This is a genomic window from Rhizobium sp. 768_B6_N1_8, from assembly GCF_051811225.1.
Taxonomy (GTDB): Bacteria; Pseudomonadota; Alphaproteobacteria; order Rhizobiales; family Rhizobiaceae; genus Rhizobium.
Genome location: NZ_JBPWPV010000001.1, coordinates 602,702 through 626,273 on the forward strand (window position 1 = coordinate 602,702; position 23,572 = coordinate 626,273).

A 23,572-nucleotide genomic window follows, 5' to 3' on the forward strand; every position below is an offset into this window, starting at 1 on the left:
TTTTCTTAGATATCGCTGGCGGCGCTCGACCAGAGCTCGGCCGCTTCCGATGCCGTCATGCGGCGCACCTCCGCTTCGTGGCTACGCTTGGCGAACAACTCGCTTGCCATGATCTGCTCGGCAAGGTCGGCCGGAAGCGACAGGATCACGCGGGCATCATTGCCATGCAAGCCGCTGACATCGGCGCGCTTGCCGGTCACCATGCCGCCGGCGATGGTGTTGTTGGTCTCGGGGTCAATCAGGATGAAGGAGCCGGTGGCGCGGTTCTGCTCGTAGGGATCGAAGATTGCCGCTTCGTCGAAAACGAGACGCACCTTGCCGATGGCGTTCATGTAAAGCCGCTGGGCGGAATTCCATGTGCCGGTCTTGAGCTCCAGCTGGCTGACGGGCTCGACCTGAACACGCTGGCGGCGCGAGCCGCTCTTCAGCCAGTAGCGCTTGCCGGCCTCGATGCCCTCAGGCTGCAGCGCAACGACCTGTGCATCGAAGGAAAGGCCGGTCTGCGGCTGCGAGTCGATCGAAACGATCATGTCGCCGCGTGCGACGTCCACCTGACGGTCGAGAACGAGCGTGATCGCATCACCGGCAACTGCCGCATTACGCACCAGATCGAAGGTGACGATCTTTGTGACATTTGCAACCATGCCCGAGGGCAGGATCATGACGCTGTCGCCTGGCTTCACATTGCCGCCGGCAACCGTGCCCTGATAGCCGCGGAAGCTTTCGCCCGGACGCGAAACACGCTGAACCGAAAGGCGGAAACCGGTCGTCTGGCCGGAGCGCACGGTTGCATGTTCCAGCGTTTCGACCAGCGTCGGGCCGCTATACCAGGGCATTGCTGCCTGGCCGGAATAGACGACGTTTTCGCCCTTCAGCGCCGACATCGGGATCGCGGTGATCTGCTTGACGCCGAGCGAAAGTGCGAATTCCTTGAACTCGTGGGTGATCTTGTCGAAGCCGGCGCGGTCGTAATTCGTCAGGTCGATCTTGTTGACGGCAAGCACGAACTGTTTGATGCCGAGCAGCGATGCGATCGTCGCGTGGCGGCGCGTCTGCTCGAGAATGCCGGCGCGGGCATCGACCAGCAGCACGGCGAGATCGGCCGTGGATGCGCCAGTCGCCATGTTGCGGGTATACTGCTCGTGGCCGGGCGTGTCGGCAACGATGAAGGAGCGCTTGTCGGTCGAGAAATAGCGATAGGCGACATCGATCGTGATGCCCTGTTCACGCTCGGCCTGCAGCCCATCGAGCAGCAGCGCGAAATCGGGCAGGCCGAGATCGTTCTGCTTGCCGGTAGAATCGCGGCGAAGCGTTGCCGCCTGGTCTTCCTTCACTGCCTTGGTGTCCCAGAGCAGGCGGCCGATCAGGGTTGACTTGCCATCATCGACGCTGCCGCAGGTGATGAGGCGCAACGGGCGCGAGTCGCGCACGGCCTTCAGGGGCTCGGCGGCGGGCACGGCGACGGCGTTTGCGGGAACTGCTGCAGTCATCTCAGAAATATCCTTCACGCTTCTTCTTTTCCATGGAACCGGACTGGTCACGGTCGATGGCGCGGCCCTGGCGCTCGGAAACCGTGGCGATCTCCAGTTCCGCGATAATCTCTTCAAGGGTGGTGGCGGTAGAGCGGATCGCGCCCGTCAGCGGGAAGCAGCCGAGCGTGCGGAAGCGGATGAAGTCTTCCTGCTTCGTTTCGCCGGGCAGCAGTTCCAGGCGCGGATCGGAGGCCGCAATCATCATGCCGTCACGCTCGACATAGGGGCGCTTGGCCGCGAAATAGAGCGGCACGATCGGAATATCCTCGGCTTGGATATAGCGCCAGATGTCGACCTCGGTCCAGTTCGAGAGCGGGAAGACGCGAACGCTTTCACCCTTGCGGATCTGGCCGTTATAGACGTTCCAGAGCTCCGGGCGCTGGTTGCGCGGGTCCCAGCGATGGTCGGGCGTGCGGAAGGAATAGATGCGTTCCTTGGCACGGGAGGCTTCCTCGTCGCGCCGTGCGCCGCCGAAGGCGGCGTCGTACTGGCCGGCATCCAGCGCATTGCGCAGCGCTTCCGTCTTCATGATATCGGTATAGCGGGCCGATCCATAGGTGAAGGGCGTGATGTTTTCAGCTGCACCGCGCGGATTGATGTGCTCGATCAGATCGAGATCGTACTTCTTCACGATCTCGTCGCGGAAGGTGATCATCTCCGCGAACTTCCAGCCGGTATTCACATGCAGCAGCGGGAAGGGCACGCGGCCGGGATAGAAGGCCTTGCGGGCAAGATGCAGCAGGACGGAGGAATCCTTGCCGATCGAATAGAGCATCACCGGACGCTCGAATTCGGCGGCAACTTCGCGGAAGATGTGGATCGCTTCGTTTTCCAGGGCTTTCAGATGCGGGTCGAGTGGCGGCTTGGCACTCTGCGGATTGTTCAGTTCCGTATCCTGACGGGTATCGGGCATTTCGTACTCCAGACTTCTTATTGCTGCACGGCGATCGCGGTCGCCTCTTCGGCGACATGCAGACCGCATTCGCGCTTCTCATCCTGTTCCCACCACCAACGGCCGGCGCGTTCTGGCTCGCCGGGCTTGATGGCGCGCGTGCAGGGCTCGCAGCCGATCGAGGGATAGCCACGTGCATGCATCGGGTTCACCGGCACGCCATTGTCGGCGACAAAGGCCTTGGTCTTCTCGATATCCCAGTCTGCGAGCGGGTTGACCTTCAGAAGGTGGCGTTCGGCGTCATATTCGGCAAAGGGCGTTTCGGCGCGGTTGGCCGACTGGCCGCGGCGCAGGCCGGTGATCCAGATTGTTGCGCCTGCCAGCGCCCGCGCAAGCGGCTTCAGCTTGCGCACGCCACAACAGGCATGTCTGGCTTCGACGCTCTCATAGAAACCGTTTATGCCGTATTTCGCCGCGTAAGCGTCGATATCGGCCTGCTCCGGTTCATAGCGGGTGATGTGAATGTCGTACTGGCTCTCGGTCTCGTCGATCAGCGCGAGCGTTTCGGGGAAAAGCCGCCCTGTCTGCAGCGTGACAACGTCGATCGGCAGGCGATGCGTGCCGATCTCGGCGGTGATGACCTGGTCCTCGATGCCGAGCGAGGTGGTGAAGACCACACGCCCGCCAAGGCCGGCGACGAACGAAAGCCGGCCGGCGAGGTCGAGACCCGAAAGCTTGTCAGCCAAAGCCTCGGCTTCTTCGATCGGATTGATAACAGTCATGGGGGATCCTGTCCTTGATATTGGCCGGAGTATTACAGCTGAAGGACGGATCGGACAGAAAAAGGGATTTCGAAAGGACTGCTTAGCGGAGCAAATATCTCTCCCATCCTGCCGCAATGCAGAAAAGCAGCCGCAGGCGCAGAAATGGCGCCTCGAACTTAATGTCTATAGAAATAGTAGTGTTACACGGCGCCTGTCAATTGGAAATCTGAATTGATGGCGGCGATGATGAAAATTGTCCTCTTTTGACATAGATTATCAGCTGTTGGCCGAGGGTGAAAAACAGGGCCAAAATACTTGGCTCTCAAGGCTTTTCCGGCTTGTTCAAATTCCGTTCATGCTGGCCGTGCAATAGAGGCAATTAGCTTTTTTGGCGATGTCGGGATTCGACACCGCTCTGTGTATGTCGACGGTCCGAGATGATTACGCAAAAGGCAAAATATGCGCTGCGGGCGCTGACGGTTCTGGCGGAAGCTGCGGCCGACGAGCCCGTCATGATTTCCGACATTGCCGTGCAGCAAAAGATCCCGAAGAAGTTTCTGGAACAGATCCTGCTCGACCTCAAACATCACGGCATCGTCGTCAGCCGCCGCGGCAAGCAGGGTGGCTACCTGCTGCTGAAGCCGGCCCACAGCATCACCTTCGGCGAGATCCTGCGCATCATCGATGGCCCGATCGCACCACTACCCTGCCTGTCGATCACCGCCTACCGCAAGTGCGATGATTGCGACGGCGAGCAGACTTGTCAAATTCGCCACGTCTTCGCCAAGGTAGCGGACGCCACCCGCAAGGTCCTGTTCTCCACGACGATTGCCGATGCCGTCGGCACCAAGCGTGGCGCGGAAGTCACCCGTCTGCTTGCCTGATCCCCTCTCGCCGGCCTTCAAGATTCGGTGAGTGACCTTTCCATCTGCCTGACATGCTCCACCTGCCCATGCATTCGGGTAGGGAGAAACATCATGTTTGCACTTTCGGGAAAGAGAGCGCTGGCAGCTGTCCTGCTGTCGGCGACAGTCGCAACCAGTGCTGCGGCCCATCACGGTTGGTCATGGGCGGAAGCCGACCAGATAGAGCTTCGCGGCATCATCCAGCAAATATCGATGGGCGGGCCGCATCCGACGCTCGATGTCGCAACCGTCGATGACGGTGTCTGGCGCGTCGAACTCGGCAATCCGCGCCAGACGGAACGCGCGGGTTTCGTGGAAGGTGTCGCAAAGCCTGGCGATCAGGTCATAGCACTCGGAAACCGGTCGCAGGACCGCACAGAGAAGCGGCTGAAGGCGGTGCGCATCACGATTGGTGAAAAGCGCTACGATATTTATCCGGAACGCATCCAGACGAACTGACGCCTCGTCATGGAGCTTCTCGAATGGCTGGCTGCCACGACGCTTGCGGTCGAGCTGCGGCGCTCCGCGACGCTCTACATGTTCGTCAATGCCGGCCATATCCTGGCGATTGGCCTTCTGGTCGGCGCCATCCTGCCGCTTGATCTCAGGCTCGCCGGTTTTTTTGGTAAGGTGCCGGTGGAGGTCGTCGCGCCATTCCTGTCCCGTTCGGCCGGCGTCGGCCTCGCCCTGGCTTTGCTGACAGGCTTCTGCCTCTTCAGCGTCCGCCCCGGCGAGTATGCGGCCAATCCCGCCTTCCTCGCCAAGCTCGGACTGATCGCTTTCGGCATCCTCAATGTGCTCCTGGTTCATGCAGGGCAGGGATGGCGAACCGCAATCACGATCGGCATCGTCCGTCCCGCCATGCGGTTCTCCGCAGCTCTTTCTGCGATGATATGGATCGCGGCCGTCGTGGCCGGCAGGTGGATCGGTTTTCTCTGACGTGATCCTCCGCCAGATGTCGCTCAGCCGCGCCCGCGCACGAATTGCAGCGTTGCTTCGGCGACCCGCTGGCCGAGGTGGCGGGCAGTCGCGAGGTCTGCTTCAGGCGGCGCGAGGTCAGGGCCCTCGTCGACATTCGATTGCGCGGCCGCACCGAGCCAGAAGCCCAGCCGGTTGAGCTCTTCCTTCGAGCCCAAGGAGGAATTGTTGGCCGGCGGCAGGTCGAGATTGATCCAGTGCATGCCGTGCTGGGCGGCAAAGAGGGCGATCTGCATCAGGGTGGCGAGCTTATCGCCCGCCTGGGAGCCCGAATTGGTGAAGCCGGCAGCGATCTTGTCCTTCCAGCGATAACCTCTCGCCATGACCGCATGTGAGCTCGCCTCCTGAAAGGCCTTGAAGGCGGCAGACGGTCCGGCGACATAGGTCGGCGCGCCGAAGATGATCGCCTCCGCCGCGGCGAGATCGTCCCAACGGTCCGGCGCTTCCTCCGCCGTCAGCAGCAGACAGCTGACGGCGGCGACCCGGTCAATACCGGCTTTCACTGCTTCTGCCTGCCGCGCCGTATGGCCGTATCCGCTGTGGTAGACGATAGCGATACGTATCTCTGTCATGGGTCGATCTCCTCTGATTTGAAATACAGATGCCCGCCTCCGCAATGGGGCTGCGGATAGTGAAACGGGCGGGTTGTGAGTGTGATGCGCCCTAGTGCAGGGAGTTCTGTTCCAGATGCGCGAGCTTTTCGGGATTGCGCGTCACATAGACCGCGGTGATCCTGTCATCTTCGATCTGAAGAGCCGTGGTCCGTAGCCAGCTGTCTTCCTCGATGCTGACAAAGCCCGGCAATCCGTTGATCAAGCCGTAGTGCAGCAGTCGCGACATATGCGCGGTGAAGATCGGCGCCAGTGCCGCAAAGAGCTTTGTCACCTTGTCGCGACCGATGATCGGCCGCCTTGGCGCCACCGCCTTCGCGCCACCGTCCGTATAGACGGTTGCATCCTCAGCCAGCAGCGCCCGCAATGCCTCGATATCGCCGCTGCGCGACGCCATGAAGAAGGCGGAGGCGATCTGCAGGCCGTGTTCCGGCGGCAAGGCATAGCGTGGCCGCGCGCTCCGGACATTGGCCCGTGCCCGGCTGGCAAGCTGACGGCAGGCCGCAGGTTTGCGTCCGATGGTGGCGGCGATCTCTTCGAAGCCGACGCCGAAGACGTCATGCAGCACGAACACCGCTCGTTCGAGCGGCGAAAGCCGTTCCAGCGCCAGCATCAGCGGCAGCGCGACATCGTCGACTTCATCTTCCGGCGCGACCACGATCGGCTCCGGCAGCCACGGTCCTATATAGGTCTCGCGCCGGCGCCGCGCCGATTTCAATTGATCGAGGCAAAGTCGCGTCACGATCCGGTGCAAGAAGGCGGCGGGCTCGCGAACCTCATCGCGATTGGCATCGAGCCAGCGCAGGAAAGCCTCCTGCACGATATCTTCGGCCTCTGCTACTGAGCCCAGCATGCGATAGGCAACCCGTGTCAACCGCGGGCGCAGCGGATTGAAGGCGGCAATGGCATCTGCTCCCTCTGCCGCCGTCATCACTCAGCCTCTCTTTTTTCCAGCTTCACCACCGCCATCTCCTTCACCTCGTCCGTTCGAGAAGGCTGGACGAGATGAGGTGGTCATTTGTGACACGCTGTCCAGTTTTTTTGCCTTCTGGCGGGGGTGCCTGGGAGAGGGCGTTGAATGTGACACCGTGATCCGCCATATTGCATCGCAATTGCAATGCATGAGGTGGATCATGAAAACCGCATCGCTTCCCTCTCTTCGCGTGGATCCGGAACTGCGCGCTGCGGCCGAAAGCGTTCTGAAGGAAGGCGAGAGCTTGTCGGCGCTGATCGAGGATTCTCTGCGTCGTCAGATCGATTACAGAAAGACCCAGGCGGAGTTCATAGCACGGGGGCTGGCCGGCTTGGCGGAAGCGGAACGGACGGGTGTCTATCCCACGACGGACGACGTCATGGAGTTGATACGCAAGAAGCTTGAAAAGGCGAAAGCGCGCAAAGCCGCGCAACAGAAATGACCTTCGAGCTGAAGTACACCCAAACCTTCTATGAAGACCTGGACCGGCTCGCTGACTTTCTGATCGACCGTGATCCAGATTTGGCGGAACGTGCCATCGGCGCCATCCAAAAAGCTCTGATGATACTGCAGGATTTCCCGCTGATGGCCAGACGCGCGTCTGCGGATGATCCCTTGCTGCGCGAACTCGTCGTACCATTCGGCTCGGCCGGATATGTCATCCTTTTCAAGATAATCGATGAGGCGACCGTCATTGTCCTCGCCATCCGTCACCAGCGCGAAGAAGACTACCACTGACTACCGGTCGCTCACCGCCGCGCGCGGATTGATCCACGGCTCCTGATTGGATCGTGCCATCAGCTGTTTGCCGAGAATGTGGTCTGCGGCCTTCTCGCCTGTCATGATCGACGGACCATTCAGATTGCCATAGGTGACATGCGGGAAGATCGAGCTGTCTGCGACCCGCAGGCCGTCCACGCCGATCACCCGTGTGTCGGGATCGACCACCGCCATCGGATCGTCCTTCGCGCCCATCCGGCATGTGCCGCAGGGGTGGTAAGCGCTTTCCAGATGTTCGCGCAGGAACGCATCGATCTGTTCGTCCGTCTGAACCTTCTCGCCTGGCTGGATTTCCGGGCCGCGATAGTGGTCGAAGGCCTTTTGGCCGAAAATCTCGCGGGTGAGGCGCACGCAATGACGGAACTTCTCCCAGTCTTCGGCATGGCTCATATAATTGAAACGCAACACCGGATCAGCCTTCGGATCGGCGGAGCGCAGCGTAACGTTGCCCCGTGATTTCGATAGATTGTAGCCGACATGCACCTGGAAGCCGTGCGTATTGGCCGCCGCCTTGCCGTCATAGCTGATGGCGACCGGCAGGAAATGATATTGGATATCAGGCTGCTTCAGCCCCGGCGCGGAACGCAGGAAGGCGCAGGCTTCGAACTGGTTGGAAGCGCCGAGGCCGCCCTTGGAAAGCAGCCATTGTGCACCAGCGACACCCTGCCAGAACCATGGCAGCCAGGAATAGAGCGACACCGGCTTGGTTGAGATCTGCTGGAAATAGAATTCCATATGGTCCTGCAGATTGGCGCCGACGCCCTGCCGGTCGACCTTTACCTCGATGCCCATGTCCTGCAGATGCCCGCCGGGGCCAATGCCGGAGAGCATCAAGAGTTTCGGAGAGTTGAAGGAGGAGGCCGAGACGATCACCTCGCGATTAGCTTTGACGATCTCGGTCGCGCCGGCGCGCTCGATTTCCACGCCTGTCGCGCGGCCGTTCTCGATGATGATCCTGCGCGCAAAGCCTTTGACGAGCTCAACGTTCGGCCGCTTCAGCGCCGGCTTCAGATAAGCGCTTGCCGCCGACCAGCGCCGTCCGCGATGGATGGTCTGTTCCATCAGCCCGAAGCCTTCCTGCTTCGAGCCGTTATAATCCTCGGTCGTCTCGAAGCCCGCTTGTTTTCCGGCATCGATGAAGGCGTGAAACAGCGGGTTCTTCACCACGCCGCGCTGCACATGCAGCGGGCCGTCCGTGCCGCGCCAGCCTTCCTCGCCGCCGTGCGAATTCTCCATGCGCTTGAAATAGGGCAGCACGTCCGCATAGGCCCAGCCATTCGCGCCGAGCTCTTCCCATCGATTGTAGTCTTCCGCATGGCCGCGCACATAGACCATGCCGTTGATGGAGGAGGAACCGCCGATCACCTTGCCGCGCGGCGCGGTGATGCGCCGGTTGTTGAGGTTGGCCTCGGGCTCGGAAAGATAACCCCAGTTATAGCGCTTCATGCTCATTGGCCAAGCAAGGGCCGCCGGCATCTGGATGAACGGCCCGAAATCCGAGCCGCCCGCCTCGATGACAATGACCGTGTTCTTGCCGTCTTCCGAAAGCCGGTAGGCCAGCGCCGACCCTGCCGAGCCGGAGCCGACGATGACGAAATCTGCCTGTTGCATGCTGTTCCCTTTGGATTGTCGTGTGCAACGGATGCGTCGATTTTGGATGGGCTCAGTACGGCGAGGCGACCGGCCCCATGCCGACATAAACCGTCTTCAGCTCGCTATAGTGCTCAAGCGCTGCCAGCGAATTCTCCCGTCCGAAGCCCGATTGCTTCGATCCCCCGAAGGGTATTTCCACCGGGCAGAGATTGTAGGTATTGATCCAGAGCGTGCCGGCCTCCAGCTGGTCGACGACGCGGTGAGCGCGTGTCAGATCGGCGGTGAAGACGCCGCCGGAGAGGCCGAACTCCGTCCCATTGGCGCGCTTGATCACCTCGGCTTCATCGTCGAAATCGAGCACGCACATGACCGGGCCGAAGATCTCTTCGCGCGCGATCGTCATCCCGTCGGTCACATCGGCAAAGACGGTCGGCTGCACATAATAGCCTTCGCCCGTCACATGGTTCGGGATACCGCCGCCGGTCACCAGTGCCGCACCCTCGGCCTTGCCCTTCTCGATATAGGCAAGCACCTTCTCGCGCTGTGCCCAGGAGACCATCGGGCCGAGCTGCGTGGCTTCATCCATCGGGTCGCCGATGAGGATCGCTTCGGTTCGCGTCTTCAGCCGTTTCAGGAATTCACCCTTGATCTTCTTCTGCACGAAGACGCGCGTGCCGTTGGAGCAGACCTGGCCCGTAGCATAGAAATTGCCGAGCATCGCGCCGCCGACGGCGCTGTCGAGATCGGCGTCGTCGAAGACGATCAGCGGCGACTTGCCGCCAAGCTCCATCGTCACGTGCTTGAGCTGGCCTGCAGCCGCAGCAGCCACCTTGCGCCCGGTCGGGACCGAGCCGGTCAGCGAAACCTTGGCGACGTCGGGGTGGTTGACGAGCAGCGGCCCGGTATCCCGGTCGCCCTGGATGACATTGTAGAGCCCCTTCGGCAGGCCGGCCTCGTGCAGGATTTCGGCAATCTTCAGCGCGCCGAGCGGCGTGGTTTCCGAGGGCTTGAAGACCATGGCATTGCCGGCAACCAGCGCCGGCGCACCCTTCCAGCAGGCGATCTGCTGCGGATAGTTCCAGGCGCCGATGCCGACGCACACACCGAGCGGCACGCGCTTCGTATAGGCAAAGTCCTGGCCGAGCGGGATATGCGAGCCGTTCAGTCCCGCCGGTGCTACGCCGCCGAAGAACTCGAAGGCGTCGGCGCCCGAGGTAGGGTCGGCGACAACAGTTTCCTGGATCGGCTTGCCGGTATCGAGCGTTTCCAGCTCTGAAAGTTCGCGGTTGCGCTCGCGCATGATCTCGGCCGCGCGCTTCAGGATGCGCCCGCGCGCCATCGGGCTCAAGGCCGCCCATTCCGGCTGCGCGCGTTTGGCAGCCGCGATCGCCTTCTCGACAATCGCGGGCGTTGCGGCATAAAGCCGGGCGATCACTTCACCGGTTGCCGGATAGATGCTTTCGATGAGGGTGCCGCTGTCATCCTCGACATATTCCCCGTCGATGAAGTGCGATGCTTTCGGCTGGGCTTTCATGTCGCTGTTCCCTGGCTGGTTGGCATGAGGTTGTTCATTTGCCGATGCGGTCGAGCTGCATCGTTACATAATCCTCCGTCAGCGCGATCGAGGCTGTAATGCCGATCGGCGCCGATTTCAGACTTTGCCGGATATAGAGCCCGTCGATCATCGCGGCCGCGCCCTCTGCGATGCGTTCTGCGGCATCGTCTGGGCAAAGCGCCTTGAGGGCCGCAAGCAGGTTGGAGCGCAGGCGCCGCGCATAGATGACGAGGAAACGCCGTGTCTCTTCGGATCGCTGCGCCTCGGCATAGAAGGCAAGCCAGGCGGCAATCGTCTGCGGCGCGAACTGGTCGGCGTTAAAGCTGACGCGGATAATGGCCGAGATCCGCTGCCGTGGCGTTGCCGCCTGTCCCAGTGCCGTCACCGCGTCGTCGCGCAGCTGGCGTAGGAGGGAACGGATTGTCTCGATCAGCAGCTGTTCCTTGCTGCCGAAATAGTGGTGGGCAAGGGCAGGCGACACCCCCGCCCGCCGGGCGATATCGGACATGGTGACGGTCAGCGAGCCGTGATCGCCGATCACCCGCAGCGCTGCATCCACAAGCGCCTTGCGGCGCACCGGTTCCATTCCGACCTTCGGCAAGCTCATTTCTCCCGAGAATGCATGTAAGCGTATTTTTGATTGACTGATCAATCAACAAAAATCTTTCGCCGGATTGATCCGGATCACCTCTTTTCGCGAGAAATTGCTGCAGCATATCTCCAGCAATCAGGAGGTGTGCCAATGGCCAATATTTACGACGGAATGCCCGAATCCCCGTTGCGGTCGAAATGGGTGTGGTTCGTCGGTCTCGGCGTGCTGCTTCTCATTTGCGGCCTCATCGCTCTCAGCAACCTGCTGATGGCGACCGTCGCTTCGGTCTTTTATGTCGGCATGCTGATGCTGGCAGGCGGTGTTATCTATCTCATCCACGCCTTCCAGGTGCGCGGCTGGGATCATGTGCTCTTCTGGGCGTTGAGTGGCGTCCTTTATGTGCTCGCTGGCGTCTGCGCCTTCATCAACCCCATCCTTACGTCCGCCGCCTTGACCCTGTTTCTGGCCATAGCGCTGCTCATTGCCGGTGTCTTCCGCCTTTTCGTCGGCATGCGCATGCGGCCGCTCAAGGGCTGGGGATGGATTGTTGCGAGCGGCCTCATCACAGCTCTCGCAGGCTTCGTGATTGCACTCGGTTGGCCGGTCAACAGCCTCTGGATCCTCGGCCTCTTCCTGGCGATCGATCTTGTCGTTCAGGGCTGGACAATGCTCGCCTTCGGCCTAGGTATCCGTTCTTGAAACTGTGGAGAGAGGCCGCCGGATGGTCCGTTTCGGCCGTTTCTTTTTTGACAAGAACATGACGGGGTACTAAAATTCTGCGATTGAAGGCCGGCTCCGCAGAAGAGCCGCCTCCTGTGCTAAGGCACTTCGGCATTGGCGCTTGTCGCCCCAGAAGCCGAAAATAGACCCCCGAGGCAGTCTCTGCCGAATAGAATGGGAGGAGAATTCCATGCCGATGGTCACCGTTTCCATCTCACCGCTCCAGGCAGCCGGCATCCGCGATGCTGTCGATCAAGGCGGATATGCATCGAGCAGCGAAGTCGTGCGCGAGGCACTGCGCCTGTGGGATGCCGCCCGTAAATTGGGCGAATATCGCAGCGAAGTCCTGGCCGATGAAAGCGCACCCAGCGGCGGCAGATGCGTCGCCGATATGTTCGCCGATCATGAAGCCGAGCATCGCCGTTCGGCCTGAATAAGCCGTTGATTGTAAACTCGAAAATCTAATAAGCGCTTGGCGTGCATGAGCGGTTGCGCGTTCATGAAAGTTTCATACTGAGGAAAGGGTTCGTTGACCCTTCTGCTCCATTGTCCGGCCGAAAAAGAAAAGGTCACAGTGGAGATTGGCATGTCTTTGGCTGCCAGCGTCGAACCGGGTGTCGTGCGTCGTTATGCCAGCGATCAGATCGTTACCCTCGCCAAACTTGTCGTTGAAAACGCGTTTCAGCCGATTGTCGAAGCCGGTACCGGCACGGTCTTCGGTTATGAATCCCTCATGCGCGGGCAGGAGCGTATCGGCTTCGAAACGCCGATCGAAATCCTCGACGAAGCCCATGAGACCGGCCAGCTCCTGCAGCTTGAGCAGATGGTCGCGAACCGCGCGCTCGCCAAATTCTCGACGCTCTCGAACTTCGCGACGGCCACGCTTTTCCTCAATCTCGACGTTCGCCTCATCCCGCATGGCAATCGTCTTGTCGAGAGCCTGCTGTTGCAGCTGAAAACGGCGAATATCCCGCCGTCCTCCGTCTGTTTCGAGTTTTCCGAGCGCTTCGACAATACCAGCGTACCCGAATTCGCCGATCTCGTGTCGCGCCTGCGCAAGGCCGGCTTCAAGCTGGCGATCGACGATTTCGGCGTCGGTCATGGCGAAATGAAGCTGCTCTGCGACTATTCCGTCGATTACCTGAAGATCGACCGCCATTTCGTTGCCGATATCGACCGCAGCCCGCGCAAGCGCCACCTGCTGAAGAGCATCGTCAACATGGCCCACGTGCTCGGCACCCGTGTGATCGCCGAGGGCATCGAGACGGAAGCCGAATTCATCGTCTGCCGCGATTATGGCGTGGACCTCGTGCAGGGTTGGTTCATCTCGCGCCCGTCGACGCATCTCTCCGAACTCGTGCCTGCCTTCCCGCACCTGCAGGAACTCGGCAAGAACAAGGGTAACAGCCAGTCGCTCGACGAAATCCTCATCCGCAAGCAGATCGAAATGCTGCCGACCGTCTATGAGAGCGATGGTATTGATACGGTCTTTGAACTGTTCCGCCGCAATCCGCGCCAGGCCTATTTCCCGGTTCTCAATGCCAATGGCGAGCCGCGCGGCATCATTCACGAGCATCACCTCAAGGAATATATCTATCAGCCCTTTGGCCGCGACCTTCTGAAGAACAAGGACTATGAGCGCACCATCTCGCATTTCGTCGAGCGCGCGCCGATCGTCGGCCTCGACAGCGATGCTGATCAGCTCATGGTGATCTTCGCCAATATGGAAGGCAGCAACTGCCTGATCCTCACCGACAACATGCGCTACGCCGGCGTCGTCTCCGCCGCCTCGCTGATCAAGGTCATCAATGAGAAGCAGCTGAAGACGGCACAGGACCAGAATCCGCTGACTGGCTTGCCAGGCAACCGTGCCATCCGGGATTTCATGCGCCATTCCGGACGCGACGGCGATGAAGTGCGCCACTTCTGCTATTGCGACTTCGATAATTTCAAGCCCTTCAACGATGCCTACGGCTTTCATCTCGGCGACCATGCGATCTCGCTCTTCGCCGCGCTGATGCGCCGTTACTTCTTTGCCGAGCGTCACTTCCTCGGCCATGTCGGCGGCGACGATTTCTTCGTCGGTGTCGTCGGCTGGACGAAGGAGGAACTGACGGAAATCCTCGATCGTCTCATCAGCGATTTCCACGATGACGTGCTCGATCTCTATTCGGACGAGGACCGTGCTGCCGGCCGTATCCACGGTCACGATCGCGCCGGCGCGGAAGCCTTCTTCCCGCTGATGCGCTGCTCGATCGGTGTTCTCGAACTGCCGGAAGGTCTCGTCATCGACGATATCAATCGCGTCAGCGCCGAGATCGCCCAGGTGAAGTCGAGCGCCAAGGAGAGCGACGAAGGCCTCATATTCCATGCGTTAGGCGAGGCGAATTGACGCCTCTGGCACTTCCGGCCTTCCCAAGCCCCAGACCCTGAATTATCTCCAATGCTTCGGAATAGGGAGAGCCGGGCCATGTCGTTGCCGTCGCATATGCGTTTTGTGGATCTGCCGTCTTTTGGCGGGCCGGAGGCGATGGTCATTGCAAATGGACCGGTGCCGATGCCCGGCGAAGGTCAGATCCTCGTCCGTACCGAAGCGGTCGGCGTCAACCGCCCCGATATTTCCCAGCGCCAGGGCAGCTATCCGCCGCCGAAGGATGCGAGCCCCATTCTCGGCCTGGAACTCGCGGGCGAGGTCGTCGCGATCGGCCCCGGCGTGACCGGCTATTCGCTGGGCGGCAAGGTCTGTGGCCTCGCCAATGGCGGCGCCTATGCCGAATATTGCCTTCTGCCGGCCGGTCAGGTGCTGCCTTTCCCCAGGGGTTATGATGCAGTGAAGGCTGCAGCTCTTCCGGAGACCTTTTTCACCGTCTGGGCGAACCTCTTCCAGATGGCAGGCCTGACGGAAGGCGAGAAAGTGCTGATCCATGGCGGCTCCAGCGGCATCGGCACGACCGCTATCCAGCTCGCCAAGGCTTTCGGCGCGGAGGTCTATGCGACCGCCGGCTCGAAGGAAAAATGCGAGGCCTGCGAGAAGCTAGGCGCCAAGCGCGCCATCAACTACCGGCAAGAGGATTTCGCAGCCATCATCAAGGAAGAGACCGGCCACGGCGTCGATATCGTCCTCGACATGATCGGTGCGGCCTATTTCGAGAAGAACATCGCCTCGCTGGCGAAAGATGGCTGCCTCTCCATCATCGCCTTTCTGCAGGGCGCGGTCGCCGAAAAGGTCAACCTTACCCCGATCATGGTCAAGCGCCTGACGGTGACGGGCTCCACCATGCGCCCGCGCACGGCGGAGGAGAAGCGGGCGATCCGTGACGATCTCCTGTCCGAGGTCTGGCCGCTTCTGGAAGCCGGAACGGTCGCGCCCGTCATCTATGAGACCTTTGCCTTTGAAGACGTGGTAGCTGCTCATCGGCTGATGGAAAGCAGCAACCACATCGGCAAGATCATGCTGAAACTCGGCTAAAGCGCCGTACGTCCGTTCGGACGCACAAAACACGCTCTAACTCTTTGAATTTACGCATCAGGCTTTCCGAAAATCGATTCCGATTTTCGGGCCGATGCTGTAAGCGACAGCGCCGCGCCGACGGCGATCAGTCCCGGCAAGGCCATGATCACATAGAGCCAGCTCGCCGCCGAAAGCGCGCCCGCAATGCCGCCCGGGTCGACCAGTCCCGCGCCGTTGGCGATGACGCCGGCAAAGGCCGCTCCGAAGGCGCTACCGAGCGAGCTCATCGTCGGAATGGCTGCCGAAGCCTTGTCCTGCTCGCTGTCGGCTACCAGCTTCAGCACCTTGGCGACGAGATGCGCCCAGCCGAGGCCGACACCAAAACCCATCATGAACATGGCGACTGCTGCCGGTCCAAGGATGATAAGCTGCGCTTCAGGGTTCTCGCGGGCAAGGAAGACGGCAAGCACGGCTGTCGCTGCGGCTTCGGTTGCACAGCCCGCAACGATCGCGGCGTTGGCTTTCCTGCCGGAGAAGGAGCCGCTGAAGAAGGCGGCCACCGTCCAGCCGAGGGCGACGAGAGCCACCAGATAGCCTGAAATCAGCGGCGTTATCCCGTGCAGAACCTGCAGGAAATAGGGAATGAAGATATCGCTGACGAGAACGAAGTTGAGGCCGATCATTGTCAGATAGACCCGTGATATCGGCTGGCTCAGCGTCACCGCGCCTAACGGCAGCAGCCGGTAGTTTCCCTTGCGTTCCAAAACGAGCATGACGCCGACGGCCACGACCGAAACGGCGATCAGCCCGATCTTGGCTGTCGTCATCTCGGTCGTCCCTGCGGTGCTGACCAGCAGCACTGCCCCGAGCAGCAGGCAGATCTGCGCGACAGGCATCTTTGCCTGTTCGCGGTCGTCCTCGGCCTGCGGCAAAAGCCGCGGCGCCAGCACTGCCATCAACACACTGAGCGGGACGAGCACGGCAAAGGCGTAGCGCCAGGCGCCGTCATGCGCGAAGAAGCCGCCAAGCGTCGGGCCAATGACGGTCGACACCCCCCAGATCGCCGCATAGAGCGTTGACGCCTTCGGCCAGAGCGGTTCGGGATAGACGAAGCGAATGAAGGCGTAACAGAGGGCGGCGAGCGCACCGGTGCCGAAACCCTGCACCGTTCGACCGATCAGCACGACAGGCATCGAGGGGGCTGCAGCGCAAAGCAGGCTGCCGACGCCGAAGATCACTGCCGCGATCACGTAGACTCTGCGCAGCCCGATATTCCTCGGCCGCATCGCCATGAAGATCGAACCCAGTATGGTCGCGGCGATATAAAGCGTCGTCACCAGTGAGAAAAGTTCCAGCCCGCCGACATCGCGCACGATGCTCGGCGCGATCGTCGCCGTGATGTAGCTTTCGACGGCAGAGATCGTCATGCCGCCGCCAAGCATCAATGTCGCCGGCAGCAGCGCAGGGGAAAACAACTGGAAGACAGAAGTTGAAGAGCCTGATGGCTCCAAGGCGGTCTCGGACATGATGAATCCTTGCGTTTTTCCTGGCCCGTTATTATTTTATTTTCCAAGTTATGAATTGGAAAATTGCATGAGCATCGGATTAAAACAAGAGGTAGCTTGGAAAATTATGCGCCAGTCTCCTGTCAACCGCATCCTGATCCTGTTGAAGACCGAAGGGCCGCAGCTTGCCGCTGCGGTCGGCGATGCGCTCAGCATATCAGGTGAGGCCGCCCGTCAGCAGCTTGCCAAAATGGCGGAAGAGGGACTTGTGGAACCCGCAACGGTCGCCCCCAAGGGCAGGGGACGTCCGAGGCAGCTCTGGCACCTGACGGCTGAGGGTAACAGCCATTTCCCGGATGGCCATGCAGAACTGACGGCGACCCTGCTGACGACTGTTGTCGCGCAACTCGGCCCCGCCGCGCTGGATACCGTCATCGCCGCCCGCGAAAACGAAACGCTGCAGCGCTATCGCGCCGAACTCTCAGACAGGTCGGATCTGGCCGCCCGCGTCGAGGGGTTGGCCGCCATCCGCAGCCGTGAGGGCTATATGGCCGATAGCTGGCAGGAGGACGATGGATCATTGATGCTGGTCGAAAACCATTGTCCGATCTGCGCTGCGGCGACGGTCTGCGCCGGCTTCTGCCGTTCCGAACTCGAAACTTTCCGCAGCGTGCTCTCGGCCAATGTCGAGCGTAGCGAGCATATCCTGCTCGGCGCGCGCCGCTGCGCTTATCGCATTACTCCAAGGTAATTTGGGCCGGCTGGCGCATGCGGCTGCCGCTTTCCAGATAAAGCAGGATCACAATGGCGACGATGCCGACAGCGGCGCCGACGAAAGCCGTGCCGGAATAGTCCGTCACCGCTGTTCCAAGGGCAAAAACACCTGCGGCGACGCCGATGCCGATGAAGGTGTTGAGCGAGATCAGTGAGCTGCCGAGGCCCGGGCGATCGGCGATAAGGTCTTGCAGATAGGTGATCGGCAGGCTGAGGATGGCAGCCGCCCCGCAGGCGTTGAGACCGAGCAGCGCATAGAGCTGCCAGGGCGCGGTCGCAAAGCCTAGCAGCACCAGATAGAGACAGTAGAGCACCGTGCCTAATGCCAATACATGCACGGTATGGAAGCGCCGCTGTACCAGGCCCCACATCATCATGAAGGGCATTTCGAGAAAGGCCGTCAGGCCCGAGAGAAAGCCGACGTCAACGACGCTGCCGCCGATCGAGTGCACGACGATGAGCGGCGAAACCATGCCGTTCAGCCGCTGCAGGCCGAGCAGCAGAGACATGACGAAGACGCGGATGAAAACATCGGGCGCAAAGACTCGCTTCAGTGAGGCGAAGAAGCCCGGCTGGTTGGGGATCGTCTCGCGCACCGGGCCGTTGCCGGGCGCGAAGAAGAAATAGAGGCAGAAGCAGATGAGGCTTGCCACCGCCGCCACCCCATAAGCCGGCCTCATCGAGGGCGAAGTGACCAGAGCAAGCCCGACCAGCCCCGGCGCCACCGCCCAGGAACCGGAATAGAGCGCGCGCACCGTCGAGGTGATGGCGACCGCTTCACTACGGGCCAGCTGATTGGTGCGCGCCCGCACGCTGGCAAAGAGCAACGAATAGGTGGAATTGCTCATCGGCACCAGGAACAGCACCGAGAAGATGAAGATCGCGGGACTGTGGATGACCGCGATCGATCCGAAGCCGATGATACCGGCAATGGAAAGCGCAAGCACCAGTGGCCGTCTTTCCGTCAGCCTGTCCGACCATATGCCGAGCGTCAGGCTGATCGCGACATTGACGACGGCAGCAAAGAAGACCAGCGCCGAATAGGCGCCGTCACTCATTCCAAGTTCGCTGATGCCGATAATCGACTGGTAGGGAACCGTGGAGGCGTAGGTGAAGGCGAGCGCCACCAGCGTGACGGTTGGAATGCGGATGCGGCTGTCGCGGATGATGGAAGAAAATGAGGATGGCATGAGTATGAGTCCTGACACACAACCTTTAGCCCCATCGCGCCTGCACGGAAAACGATAGTTTGCCGCACCAACAGTCACTTCGTGTGATGGCTGTTTAGATGCTGTGATCGGCCGGCATATGGCGCAAATTCCATTGGCTTTCAGAGAGTGAGAGGCTATGCCTGCAGTCTCCTTGCCCACAATCTGGATTCTTGCCCATGTCCAATCCCATCCTCGTCGAAGTCACCAGGGGCTCGCTTGTCGAAAGCCGCCACAGCGGTTCGGTTGCGGTCGTGGATGGCGATGGCCGTGTCGCCTTTTCGCTCGGCGATATCGCGGCAAATGTCTTCCCGCGCTCGGCCTGCAAGGCCATGCAGGCCCTGCCGCTGGTCGAAAGCGGTGCGGCGGATGCCTACGGCTTCGGCAACAAGGAGTTGGCGCTCGCCTGCTCCTCGCATAGCGGCGAGGATGAGCATGTGGCGCTTGCCGCCTCCATGCTCTCGCGTGCCGGCCGTGACGTGGAGGCGCTGGAATGTGGCGCGCACTGGTCCTCGGACCAGAAGACGTTGATCCACCAAGCGCGCACGCTGCAGAAGCCCACCGCGCTTCACAACAATTGCTCCGGCAAACATTCCGGCTTCGTTTGCGTCTGCTGCCATCAGGGCATCGATAGCAAGGGTTATGTCGGCTACGACCATCAGCTGCAGCAGCAGATCCGTGACGCCATGGAAAACCTCACGGGCGCCGCACTCGGTCATGACGTCTGCGGCACCGACGGCTGCTCCATTCCGACTTACGCCGTGCCGCTTAAGGCGCTCGCTCATGGCTTTGCGAAGATGGCGACCGGCAACGGCCTGGAGCCTCTGCGCGCCAAGGCATCCCGCCGCCTGATCGAAGCCTGCATGGCCGAGCCCTTCTATGTGGCCGGCACCGGCCGCGCCTGCACGATACTGATGCAGATCGCCCCCGGCCGGATCTTTTGCAAGACGGGCGCGGAAGGCGTCTTCTGCGCTGCCATCCCGGAACAGGGCATTGCGATCGCATTGAAGTGTGATGACGGCACCACCCGCGCTGCCGAAGCCATGGTTGCGGCGACACTTGCCCGCTACTTCGAGAAGGGCGGCAAGGAACATGCTGCGCTGACCGCTCTGGCAAATAAATCGATGCACAACTGGAACGGCATCCATGTCGGCGATGTCAGGGTGACAGGCGCCTTTGCCTGATCGCTGCCCCGATCGCTGCATTGTTAGATATATAAGTTATAAAAAAATAAGAATTGCCTAATATAAATGGAGGCGCGTCCGGCGATCGGTCATGTCTCTCGCCGTGACGGAGCGTGTGAATACGGTTCCTCCGAAGCTGCGAGGGCAGAACATGTTCGCAGGCCGCTATTTGTGGTGGATGATGACAGGCATCACCCTCCTGATGTTCCTTACGATCTGCTTCGATTACTTCACCTGGCTTGCGGTGCAGCTCTCCAATTGTGTGGAGATGGCCGGCTCCTGCATGCCGGTGGTGCAATTCATGGCCGGTACGCTGAAAACTGCAGGCGTCTGGACCGCGATCGGCATTCTGTTTGGCGCTGCGATGCTGCGGCTGAGCTACCTCTCGCTTCTGCGGCTTTGGGGGCTGCCGGCAGCCCTGTGGTTTATGGCCTCCACGCCCTTCCTGCTGTTCATCGCAACCGGCGAACGCCTGCAATGGGCCGCGATATCTGGAGCACTTCCGCTTGCTTTCCTGTTTCTCGCCTCCCTGCTTGCCTATCTTGCCATTCCCTTCGAGGTCGATGACACCAGGCCCTTCGGCGCCTCCGCTATCCTGCGCGGGATTGTTTATGCCGCTGCCCTCTATGGCGCTCTCGCCGCCGCCTCTGAAATGAATTGGCTCTCATCGATGGTGGCTAAGTTTCTAGGCATGCCGGCGCTCGCGGCCATCATTGCGAATGCCCAGCCACGCCTGCAGGAGGCGCTGACGCTTGGGCTAGGCAATGTCCTGACCGGTATTTTCGTGCTTGTGGTTTTTATCGCCGCGCTGCTCCTCAGCCTCCTGCCGCCGGGAGTTGTTCCTCCGCTCCGCCGCAAGCGGGTCAAGCTGCGGCAATTGCGACATTGAGATCCGCATAGGGCTGAAGCCGTTCCGCCGGCATTTCTGGGGGCACGATCAGCCCCGCCACTTCGCCTGCGGCAAGCACCGTGCAGGGCGAAACGAGATCGAATTTTTCCGCTGTCAGCAGCACGTGCGTTTCCGCCGAACATCGGGCGATATGCCGTTTGATTGCCGCCTCCTCGAAATCCCCGGTCGAAAATCCGTGCACAGGATGAGCGGCCGTCACCCCGAGGAAGAAGATATCCGGCCGCAGAGCGGAGATCGTCGCCATCGCGACCGCGCCTGTCGCCACCATGGAATGCTTGTAGAGCCTGCCGCCGCAGAGGATCACCTCGGCCGTCGGGTGATGTTCCAGCTCGGCGGCGATCGTCGGGCTGTGGGTGGCGATCGTGAAGGCAATGTCGCGCGGCAGGTGACGGGCAATTTCTGCCGTGGTCGTGCCGCCGTCGAGAAATACCATCTGCCCGGCCTTCACCATCTGCGCCGCCCTCGCGCCGAGCCGCGCCTTGATGTCGGAAGCGACGTCGCGGCGGGCCGTGAAGTCGGGCAGCTCAGGGGCAATGGGCAAGGCCCCGCCATGCACGCGCTTCAGCAGCCCTTCCGCAGCCATCTCCCGCAGATCGCGGCGGATCGTATCCTCCGAGAGCTCGAAATCCTCCGCCACGCGCTTGGCGATGACCTGCCCGTCGCGGCGCAGGATGTCGAGGATGAGGGCCTTGCGTTGGCTGGTCAGCATGAATGCTCCTGCACGATAATTTACGAAACATCGTGAATATGCACGAATTGACTCGACATTCAAGAAATATCGTGCATTTTCGCGAAATCCCGTGCATGAGGCCGGGAGTTGATGGAGTAGATCATGTTGATTTTGATTGCCGGGCCCTACAGGTCCGGAACGGGCGATGACCCGGCAAAGATGGCTGCCAATCTCAAGCGCCTCGAGGCGCCGTCGCACGCGCTCTTCAAAGCTGGCCATGTGCCGATGATCGGCGAATGGGTGGCCTTGCCGGTCTGGCATGCCGCCGGCGGCAAGTCGGTGGGTGACGATCTCTACGAGGAGATATTTCATCCTGTCGCCGGCCGCCTGCTGCAGCTTTGCGAAGGCGTGCTGCGCCTGCCGGGCGACTCCAAGGGTGCCGATAATGACGTGCGCATCGCCACCGAGCGTGGCATTCCCGTCTGGTACCGGCTGGAGGACGTTCCGGGTTGCGCTTGAGGCGTTGCCCATTCTTTCCGGCGCGGAGAAGGAACACATCGCGGTGTCTTTCGCTGGCCCTGAAACTCGCGCTATAAGGCTCCCCGAAAGGGGAGTCTCACCATGCTCACACTCTATTTCGCACCGGGAACCTGCGCGCTTGCAAGCCTGATTACGCTGGAGGAATCCGGCCTTTCCTTTGATACGAGGAAGATCAATACGCGGGAGAACGAGCAGCGCTCGGAAGCCTATCTGAAGATCAATCCGAAGGGCCGCGTTCCCGCGCTCGCCACCGATCGCGGCGTGCTGACAGAGTCGACGGCGATCCTCGCCTATATCGCCCAGATGGCGCCCGCCGCCAAGCTCGCCCCGCTGGACGACCCGTTCGAGTTTGCCCGGCTGCAGGCTTTCAACGGATATATCTCTTCCACCGTGCATGTGAACCACGCCCACCGCCCGCGCGGCTCCCGCTGGGCCGATGATGAAGCCGCGCTGGAATCCATGAAGGCCAAGGTGCCGCAGACCATGGGCGAAAGCTTCGAGCTGATCGAGGCAACCATGTTCAAGGGGCCATGGGTGATGGGTGACAGCTATACGGTCGCCGATCCCTATCTCTTCGTCATGACCGGCTGGCTGCCATCCGATGGCGTCGATCCCGCGCGCTTCCCCAAGATCAGCGAGCATCACGCCCGCATGCTGGAGCGTCCTGCTGTTCAGCGTGCGCTGGCGCGCGAAAAAGCCTAAGCGCGATAGGCTGAAATCAGCTTCTTCGACGCCCGGTAGGTCCAGGCGTCGATCAGCCGCTGCTTGAGTTCATCGTCGCCGATAGCTGCGATGCGGACCGGCAGATGCGGCCAGCCGACATAATGGTTCGTCTGAAAGTAGATGTCGGGCGCCATCGTCAACAGGTGCTCCTTGTGGTCGATCGGGATCGAGATGACCACCGTTTCGTCGTTCTTGACCGCGACGAAACTTTTGCCCCCGACCTTCAGCGCCAGGTTGCCATAGGACGTACTTTCCTCAATGCCGGGGAGGCCCGCCTCCTTTGCCAGCCGCTTTAACCGCGCCAGAATGCTGTTCACGCTCTCGGTCATCTTGTCCGCCCTGAATGTTCCCGGCGGAAACCTATCATATATTCAAGTGCATTTCTCTAGTTGTCGTTGCAGAGGGCGTTTGGGCGCGGGTATCGGCAGAGGCAGGTCCGCAAGCTCCCGCTGCGACATGGAGGCGATGTCGGGATGATCGAGAAGATCTTCATCTCCATCATATTCGCTTTGCGAAACTCTGGCGGCAGGGTCCGATTGGCTTAAGAAAAACTTCAGCAATGACATCTTGCTCTCGCTTTCTGAGGCTCGGCTCAGCTTTCGGCACAAGGGATTTCGATTGCGCCGGCGCTTTGCATCTTGCTGTGCTGTGAAGATTATCGTCTTATGATGCCAATATCGGCGGCGAGCGCCTGCTTTTCAATTGAGATTAC

General features: G+C 60.9%; 27 protein-coding genes. 14 read left to right on the plus strand and 13 right to left on the minus strand.

Annotated features, from left to right (window positions below; translation table 11 throughout):
• Positions 1 to 5: 5 nt before the first annotated feature.
• From cysN to AB8B33_RS02990, 3 genes are read right to left on the minus strand one after another with little or no spacing between them, the layout of a single operon-like run.
• Positions 6 to 1,490 (minus strand): sulfate adenylyltransferase subunit CysN, encoded by a 1,485-nt coding sequence (cysN, locus tag AB8B33_RS02980; RefSeq protein ID WP_439014297.1) that lies wholly within the window; start codon positions 1,488 to 1,490, stop codon positions 6 to 8.
• Position 1,491: 1 nt separating this feature from the next.
• Positions 1,492 to 2,445 (minus strand): sulfate adenylyltransferase subunit CysD, encoded by a 954-nt coding sequence (cysD, locus tag AB8B33_RS02985; RefSeq protein ID WP_113323134.1) that lies wholly within the window; start codon positions 2,443 to 2,445, stop codon positions 1,492 to 1,494.
• Positions 2,446 to 2,462: 17 nt separating this feature from the next.
• Positions 2,463 to 3,206, minus strand: coding sequence for a phosphoadenylyl-sulfate reductase (locus AB8B33_RS02990; RefSeq protein ID WP_439014298.1), 744 nt, complete (start codon positions 3,204 to 3,206; stop codon positions 2,463 to 2,465).
• A 419-nt stretch (positions 3,207 to 3,625) separates the two neighbouring features.
• Between AB8B33_RS02990 and AB8B33_RS02995 the strand changes: the two genes are divergently transcribed.
• From AB8B33_RS02995 to AB8B33_RS03005, 3 genes are all read left to right on the plus strand, one after another.
• A complete protein-coding gene (locus tag AB8B33_RS02995; protein WP_007818882.1) occupies positions 3,626 to 4,072 on the plus strand; it encodes an RrF2 family transcriptional regulator in 447 nt (148 codons plus the stop codon).
• A 93-nt stretch (positions 4,073 to 4,165) separates the two neighbouring features.
• Positions 4,166 to 4,552 carry a DUF6152 family protein gene (locus AB8B33_RS03000; RefSeq protein WP_113323136.1) on the plus strand — a complete coding sequence of 129 codons (387 nt, stop codon included), beginning with the start codon at positions 4,166 to 4,168 and terminating at the stop codon, positions 4,550 to 4,552.
• Positions 4,553 to 4,561: 9 nt separating this feature from the next.
• Positions 4,562 to 5,032, plus strand: coding sequence for a DUF6644 family protein (locus AB8B33_RS03005; protein WP_439014299.1), 471 nt, complete (start codon positions 4,562 to 4,564; stop codon positions 5,030 to 5,032).
• 23 nt (positions 5,033 to 5,055) lie between these two features.
• Here the strand turns inward: AB8B33_RS03005 and AB8B33_RS03010 are convergent, their stop codons facing one another.
• On the minus strand, positions 5,056 to 5,643 hold the full coding sequence (locus AB8B33_RS03010) for a flavodoxin family protein (protein WP_439014300.1): 588 nt from the start codon (positions 5,641 to 5,643) through the stop codon (positions 5,056 to 5,058).
• A gap of 91 nt (positions 5,644 to 5,734) precedes the next feature.
• Complete coding sequence (locus tag AB8B33_RS03015) at positions 5,735 to 6,613, minus strand: sigma-70 family RNA polymerase sigma factor (protein ID WP_439014301.1); 879 nt, start codon at positions 6,611 to 6,613, stop codon at positions 5,735 to 5,737.
• Positions 6,614 to 6,815: 202 nt separating this feature from the next.
• Here AB8B33_RS03015 and AB8B33_RS03020 point away from each other — a divergent pair, with 202 nt between their 5' ends.
• A complete protein-coding gene (locus tag AB8B33_RS03020) occupies positions 6,816 to 7,097 on the plus strand; it encodes a YlcI/YnfO family protein (protein WP_439017177.1) in 282 nt (93 codons plus the stop codon).
• Positions 7,094 to 7,393 (plus strand): type II toxin-antitoxin system RelE/ParE family toxin, encoded by a 300-nt coding sequence (locus AB8B33_RS03025; RefSeq protein WP_439014302.1) that lies wholly within the window; start codon positions 7,094 to 7,096, stop codon positions 7,391 to 7,393. Before AB8B33_RS03020 ends, AB8B33_RS03025 begins: the two co-directional genes overlap by 4 nt.
• On the opposite strand, the gene betA is transcribed toward AB8B33_RS03025, so the two are convergent.
• The 3 genes from betA to betI are packed head-to-tail and all read right to left on the minus strand — an operon-like array spanning position 7,394 to position 11,184.
• On the minus strand, positions 7,394 to 9,046 hold the full coding sequence (gene betA, locus AB8B33_RS03030; RefSeq protein ID WP_439014303.1) for a choline dehydrogenase: 1,653 nt from the start codon (positions 9,044 to 9,046) through the stop codon (positions 7,394 to 7,396).
• A gap of 52 nt (positions 9,047 to 9,098) precedes the next feature.
• Entirely contained in the window at positions 9,099 to 10,562 is a 1,464-nt protein-coding gene (gene betB, locus AB8B33_RS03035) for a betaine-aldehyde dehydrogenase (RefSeq protein ID WP_439014304.1), read from the minus strand.
• Between the two features lie 34 nt (positions 10,563 to 10,596).
• The gene (gene betI / locus AB8B33_RS03040; RefSeq protein WP_113323230.1) at positions 10,597 to 11,184 is read right to left on the minus strand and encodes a transcriptional regulator BetI; all 588 of its coding nucleotides are present in this window, start codon (positions 11,182 to 11,184) and stop codon (positions 10,597 to 10,599) included.
• Positions 11,185 to 11,325: 141 nt separating this feature from the next.
• Here betI and AB8B33_RS03045 point away from each other — a divergent pair, with 141 nt between their 5' ends.
• From AB8B33_RS03045 to AB8B33_RS03060, 4 genes are all read left to right on the plus strand, one after another.
• Positions 11,326 to 11,874, plus strand: coding sequence for an HdeD family acid-resistance protein (locus AB8B33_RS03045; protein ID WP_113323144.1), 549 nt, complete (start codon positions 11,326 to 11,328; stop codon positions 11,872 to 11,874).
• A 211-nt stretch (positions 11,875 to 12,085) separates the two neighbouring features.
• Entirely contained in the window at positions 12,086 to 12,328 is a 243-nt protein-coding gene (locus tag AB8B33_RS03050; protein WP_037105511.1) for a ribbon-helix-helix domain-containing protein, read from the plus strand.
• A 153-nt stretch (positions 12,329 to 12,481) separates the two neighbouring features.
• Positions 12,482 to 14,287, plus strand: a complete 1,806-nt coding sequence (locus AB8B33_RS03055; RefSeq protein WP_439014305.1) for a GGDEF domain-containing protein — start codon at positions 12,482 to 12,484, stop codon at positions 14,285 to 14,287.
• A 78-nt stretch (positions 14,288 to 14,365) separates the two neighbouring features.
• Complete coding sequence (locus tag AB8B33_RS03060) at positions 14,366 to 15,364, plus strand: NAD(P)H-quinone oxidoreductase (RefSeq protein WP_439014306.1); 999 nt, start codon at positions 14,366 to 14,368, stop codon at positions 15,362 to 15,364.
• 50 nt (positions 15,365 to 15,414) lie between these two features.
• On the opposite strand, the gene AB8B33_RS03065 is transcribed toward AB8B33_RS03060, so the two are convergent.
• Positions 15,415 to 16,872, minus strand: coding sequence for an MFS transporter (locus tag AB8B33_RS03065; protein WP_439014307.1), 1,458 nt, complete (start codon positions 16,870 to 16,872; stop codon positions 15,415 to 15,417).
• Between the two features lie 106 nt (positions 16,873 to 16,978).
• Here AB8B33_RS03065 and AB8B33_RS03070 point away from each other — a divergent pair, with 106 nt between their 5' ends.
• On the plus strand, positions 16,979 to 17,602 hold the full coding sequence (locus AB8B33_RS03070; protein WP_439017178.1) for a helix-turn-helix transcriptional regulator: 624 nt from the start codon (positions 16,979 to 16,981) through the stop codon (positions 17,600 to 17,602).
• On the opposite strand, the gene AB8B33_RS03075 is transcribed toward AB8B33_RS03070, so the two are convergent.
• Positions 17,589 to 18,815 (minus strand): MFS transporter, encoded by a 1,227-nt coding sequence (locus AB8B33_RS03075; RefSeq protein ID WP_439014308.1) that lies wholly within the window; start codon positions 18,813 to 18,815, stop codon positions 17,589 to 17,591. The genes AB8B33_RS03070 and AB8B33_RS03075 overlap by 14 nt on opposite strands.
• 197 nt (positions 18,816 to 19,012) lie before the next feature.
• On the opposite strand from AB8B33_RS03075, the gene AB8B33_RS03080 reads away from it, so the two are divergent.
• Positions 19,013 to 20,017, plus strand: a complete 1,005-nt coding sequence (locus AB8B33_RS03080) for an asparaginase (protein ID WP_439014309.1) — start codon at positions 19,013 to 19,015, stop codon at positions 20,015 to 20,017.
• Between the two features lie 91 nt (positions 20,018 to 20,108).
• The gene (locus AB8B33_RS03085; RefSeq protein WP_439014310.1) at positions 20,109 to 20,906 is read left to right on the plus strand and encodes a hypothetical protein; all 798 of its coding nucleotides are present in this window, start codon (positions 20,109 to 20,111) and stop codon (positions 20,904 to 20,906) included.
• Here AB8B33_RS03085 and AB8B33_RS03090 read toward each other — a convergent pair.
• Positions 20,881 to 21,636, minus strand: coding sequence for a DeoR/GlpR family DNA-binding transcription regulator (locus AB8B33_RS03090; protein ID WP_439014311.1), 756 nt, complete (start codon positions 21,634 to 21,636; stop codon positions 20,881 to 20,883). The two genes, AB8B33_RS03085 and AB8B33_RS03090, sit on opposite strands and share 26 nt — an antisense overlap.
• Before the next feature lie 123 nt (positions 21,637 to 21,759).
• Here AB8B33_RS03090 and AB8B33_RS03095 point away from each other — a divergent pair, with 123 nt between their 5' ends.
• Entirely contained in the window at positions 21,760 to 22,116 is a 357-nt protein-coding gene (locus tag AB8B33_RS03095; RefSeq protein WP_439014312.1) for a DUF4406 domain-containing protein, read from the plus strand.
• A gap of 102 nt (positions 22,117 to 22,218) precedes the next feature.
• On the plus strand, positions 22,219 to 22,839 hold the full coding sequence (locus tag AB8B33_RS03100; protein ID WP_439014313.1) for a glutathione S-transferase family protein: 621 nt from the start codon (positions 22,219 to 22,221) through the stop codon (positions 22,837 to 22,839).
• Here the strand turns inward: AB8B33_RS03100 and AB8B33_RS03105 are convergent.
• Together AB8B33_RS03105 and AB8B33_RS03110 are read right to left on the minus strand one after the other, a co-directional pair.
• A complete protein-coding gene (locus tag AB8B33_RS03105) occupies positions 22,836 to 23,189 on the minus strand; it encodes an MmcQ/YjbR family DNA-binding protein (RefSeq protein WP_439014314.1) in 354 nt (117 codons plus the stop codon). The genes AB8B33_RS03100 and AB8B33_RS03105 overlap by 4 nt on opposite strands.
• Positions 23,190 to 23,231: 42 nt before the next feature.
• Positions 23,232 to 23,426, minus strand: a complete 195-nt coding sequence (locus AB8B33_RS03110; protein ID WP_113323154.1) for a hypothetical protein — start codon at positions 23,424 to 23,426, stop codon at positions 23,232 to 23,234.
• Positions 23,427 to 23,572: the final 146 nt, after the last annotated feature.

Excerpts from the sequence above, each read along its gene's own strand:
- cysN (WP_439014297.1), bottom strand. The coding sequence starts at position 1,490 with ATGACTGCAGCAGTTCCCGCAAACGCCGTCGCCGTGCCCGCCGCCGAG.
- cysD (WP_113323134.1), bottom strand. The coding sequence starts at position 2,445 with ATGCCCGATACCCGTCAGGATACGGAACTGAACAATCCGCAGAGTGCC.
- AB8B33_RS02990 (WP_439014298.1), bottom strand. The coding sequence starts at position 3,206 with ATGACTGTTATCAATCCGATCGAAGAAGCCGAGGCTTTGGCTGACAAG.
- AB8B33_RS02995 (WP_007818882.1), top strand. The coding sequence starts at position 3,626 with ATGATTACGCAAAAGGCAAAATATGCGCTGCGGGCGCTGACGGTTCTG.
- AB8B33_RS03000 (WP_113323136.1), top strand. The coding sequence starts at position 4,166 with ATGTTTGCACTTTCGGGAAAGAGAGCGCTGGCAGCTGTCCTGCTGTCG.
- AB8B33_RS03005 (WP_439014299.1), top strand. The coding sequence starts at position 4,562 with ATGGAGCTTCTCGAATGGCTGGCTGCCACGACGCTTGCGGTCGAGCTG.
- AB8B33_RS03010 (WP_439014300.1), bottom strand. The coding sequence starts at position 5,643 with ATGACAGAGATACGTATCGCTATCGTCTACCACAGCGGATACGGCCAT.
- AB8B33_RS03015 (WP_439014301.1), bottom strand. The coding sequence starts at position 6,613 with ATGACGGCGGCAGAGGGAGCAGATGCCATTGCCGCCTTCAATCCGCTG.
- AB8B33_RS03020 (WP_439017177.1), top strand. The coding sequence starts at position 6,816 with ATGAAAACCGCATCGCTTCCCTCTCTTCGCGTGGATCCGGAACTGCGC.
- AB8B33_RS03025 (WP_439014302.1), top strand. The coding sequence starts at position 7,094 with ATGACCTTCGAGCTGAAGTACACCCAAACCTTCTATGAAGACCTGGAC.
- betA (WP_439014303.1), bottom strand. The coding sequence starts at position 9,046 with ATGCAACAGGCAGATTTCGTCATCGTCGGCTCCGGCTCGGCAGGGTCG.
- betB (WP_439014304.1), bottom strand. The coding sequence starts at position 10,562 with ATGAAAGCCCAGCCGAAAGCATCGCACTTCATCGACGGGGAATATGTC.
- AB8B33_RS03045 (WP_113323144.1), top strand. The coding sequence starts at position 11,326 with ATGGCCAATATTTACGACGGAATGCCCGAATCCCCGTTGCGGTCGAAA.
- AB8B33_RS03050 (WP_037105511.1), top strand. The coding sequence starts at position 12,086 with ATGCCGATGGTCACCGTTTCCATCTCACCGCTCCAGGCAGCCGGCATC.
- AB8B33_RS03055 (WP_439014305.1), top strand. The coding sequence starts at position 12,482 with ATGTCTTTGGCTGCCAGCGTCGAACCGGGTGTCGTGCGTCGTTATGCC.
- AB8B33_RS03060 (WP_439014306.1), top strand. The coding sequence starts at position 14,366 with ATGTCGTTGCCGTCGCATATGCGTTTTGTGGATCTGCCGTCTTTTGGC.
- AB8B33_RS03065 (WP_439014307.1), bottom strand. The coding sequence starts at position 16,872 with ATGTCCGAGACCGCCTTGGAGCCATCAGGCTCTTCAACTTCTGTCTTC.
- AB8B33_RS03070 (WP_439017178.1), top strand. The coding sequence starts at position 16,979 with ATGCGCCAGTCTCCTGTCAACCGCATCCTGATCCTGTTGAAGACCGAA.
- AB8B33_RS03075 (WP_439014308.1), bottom strand. The coding sequence starts at position 18,815 with ATGCCATCCTCATTTTCTTCCATCATCCGCGACAGCCGCATCCGCATT.
- AB8B33_RS03080 (WP_439014309.1), top strand. The coding sequence starts at position 19,013 with ATGTCCAATCCCATCCTCGTCGAAGTCACCAGGGGCTCGCTTGTCGAA.
- AB8B33_RS03085 (WP_439014310.1), top strand. The coding sequence starts at position 20,109 with ATGTCTCTCGCCGTGACGGAGCGTGTGAATACGGTTCCTCCGAAGCTG.
- AB8B33_RS03090 (WP_439014311.1), bottom strand. The coding sequence starts at position 21,636 with ATGCTGACCAGCCAACGCAAGGCCCTCATCCTCGACATCCTGCGCCGC.
- AB8B33_RS03095 (WP_439014312.1), top strand. The coding sequence starts at position 21,760 with ATGTTGATTTTGATTGCCGGGCCCTACAGGTCCGGAACGGGCGATGAC.
- AB8B33_RS03100 (WP_439014313.1), top strand. The coding sequence starts at position 22,219 with ATGCTCACACTCTATTTCGCACCGGGAACCTGCGCGCTTGCAAGCCTG.
- AB8B33_RS03105 (WP_439014314.1), bottom strand. The coding sequence starts at position 23,189 with ATGACCGAGAGCGTGAACAGCATTCTGGCGCGGTTAAAGCGGCTGGCA.
- AB8B33_RS03110 (WP_113323154.1), bottom strand. The coding sequence starts at position 23,426 with ATGTCATTGCTGAAGTTTTTCTTAAGCCAATCGGACCCTGCCGCCAGA.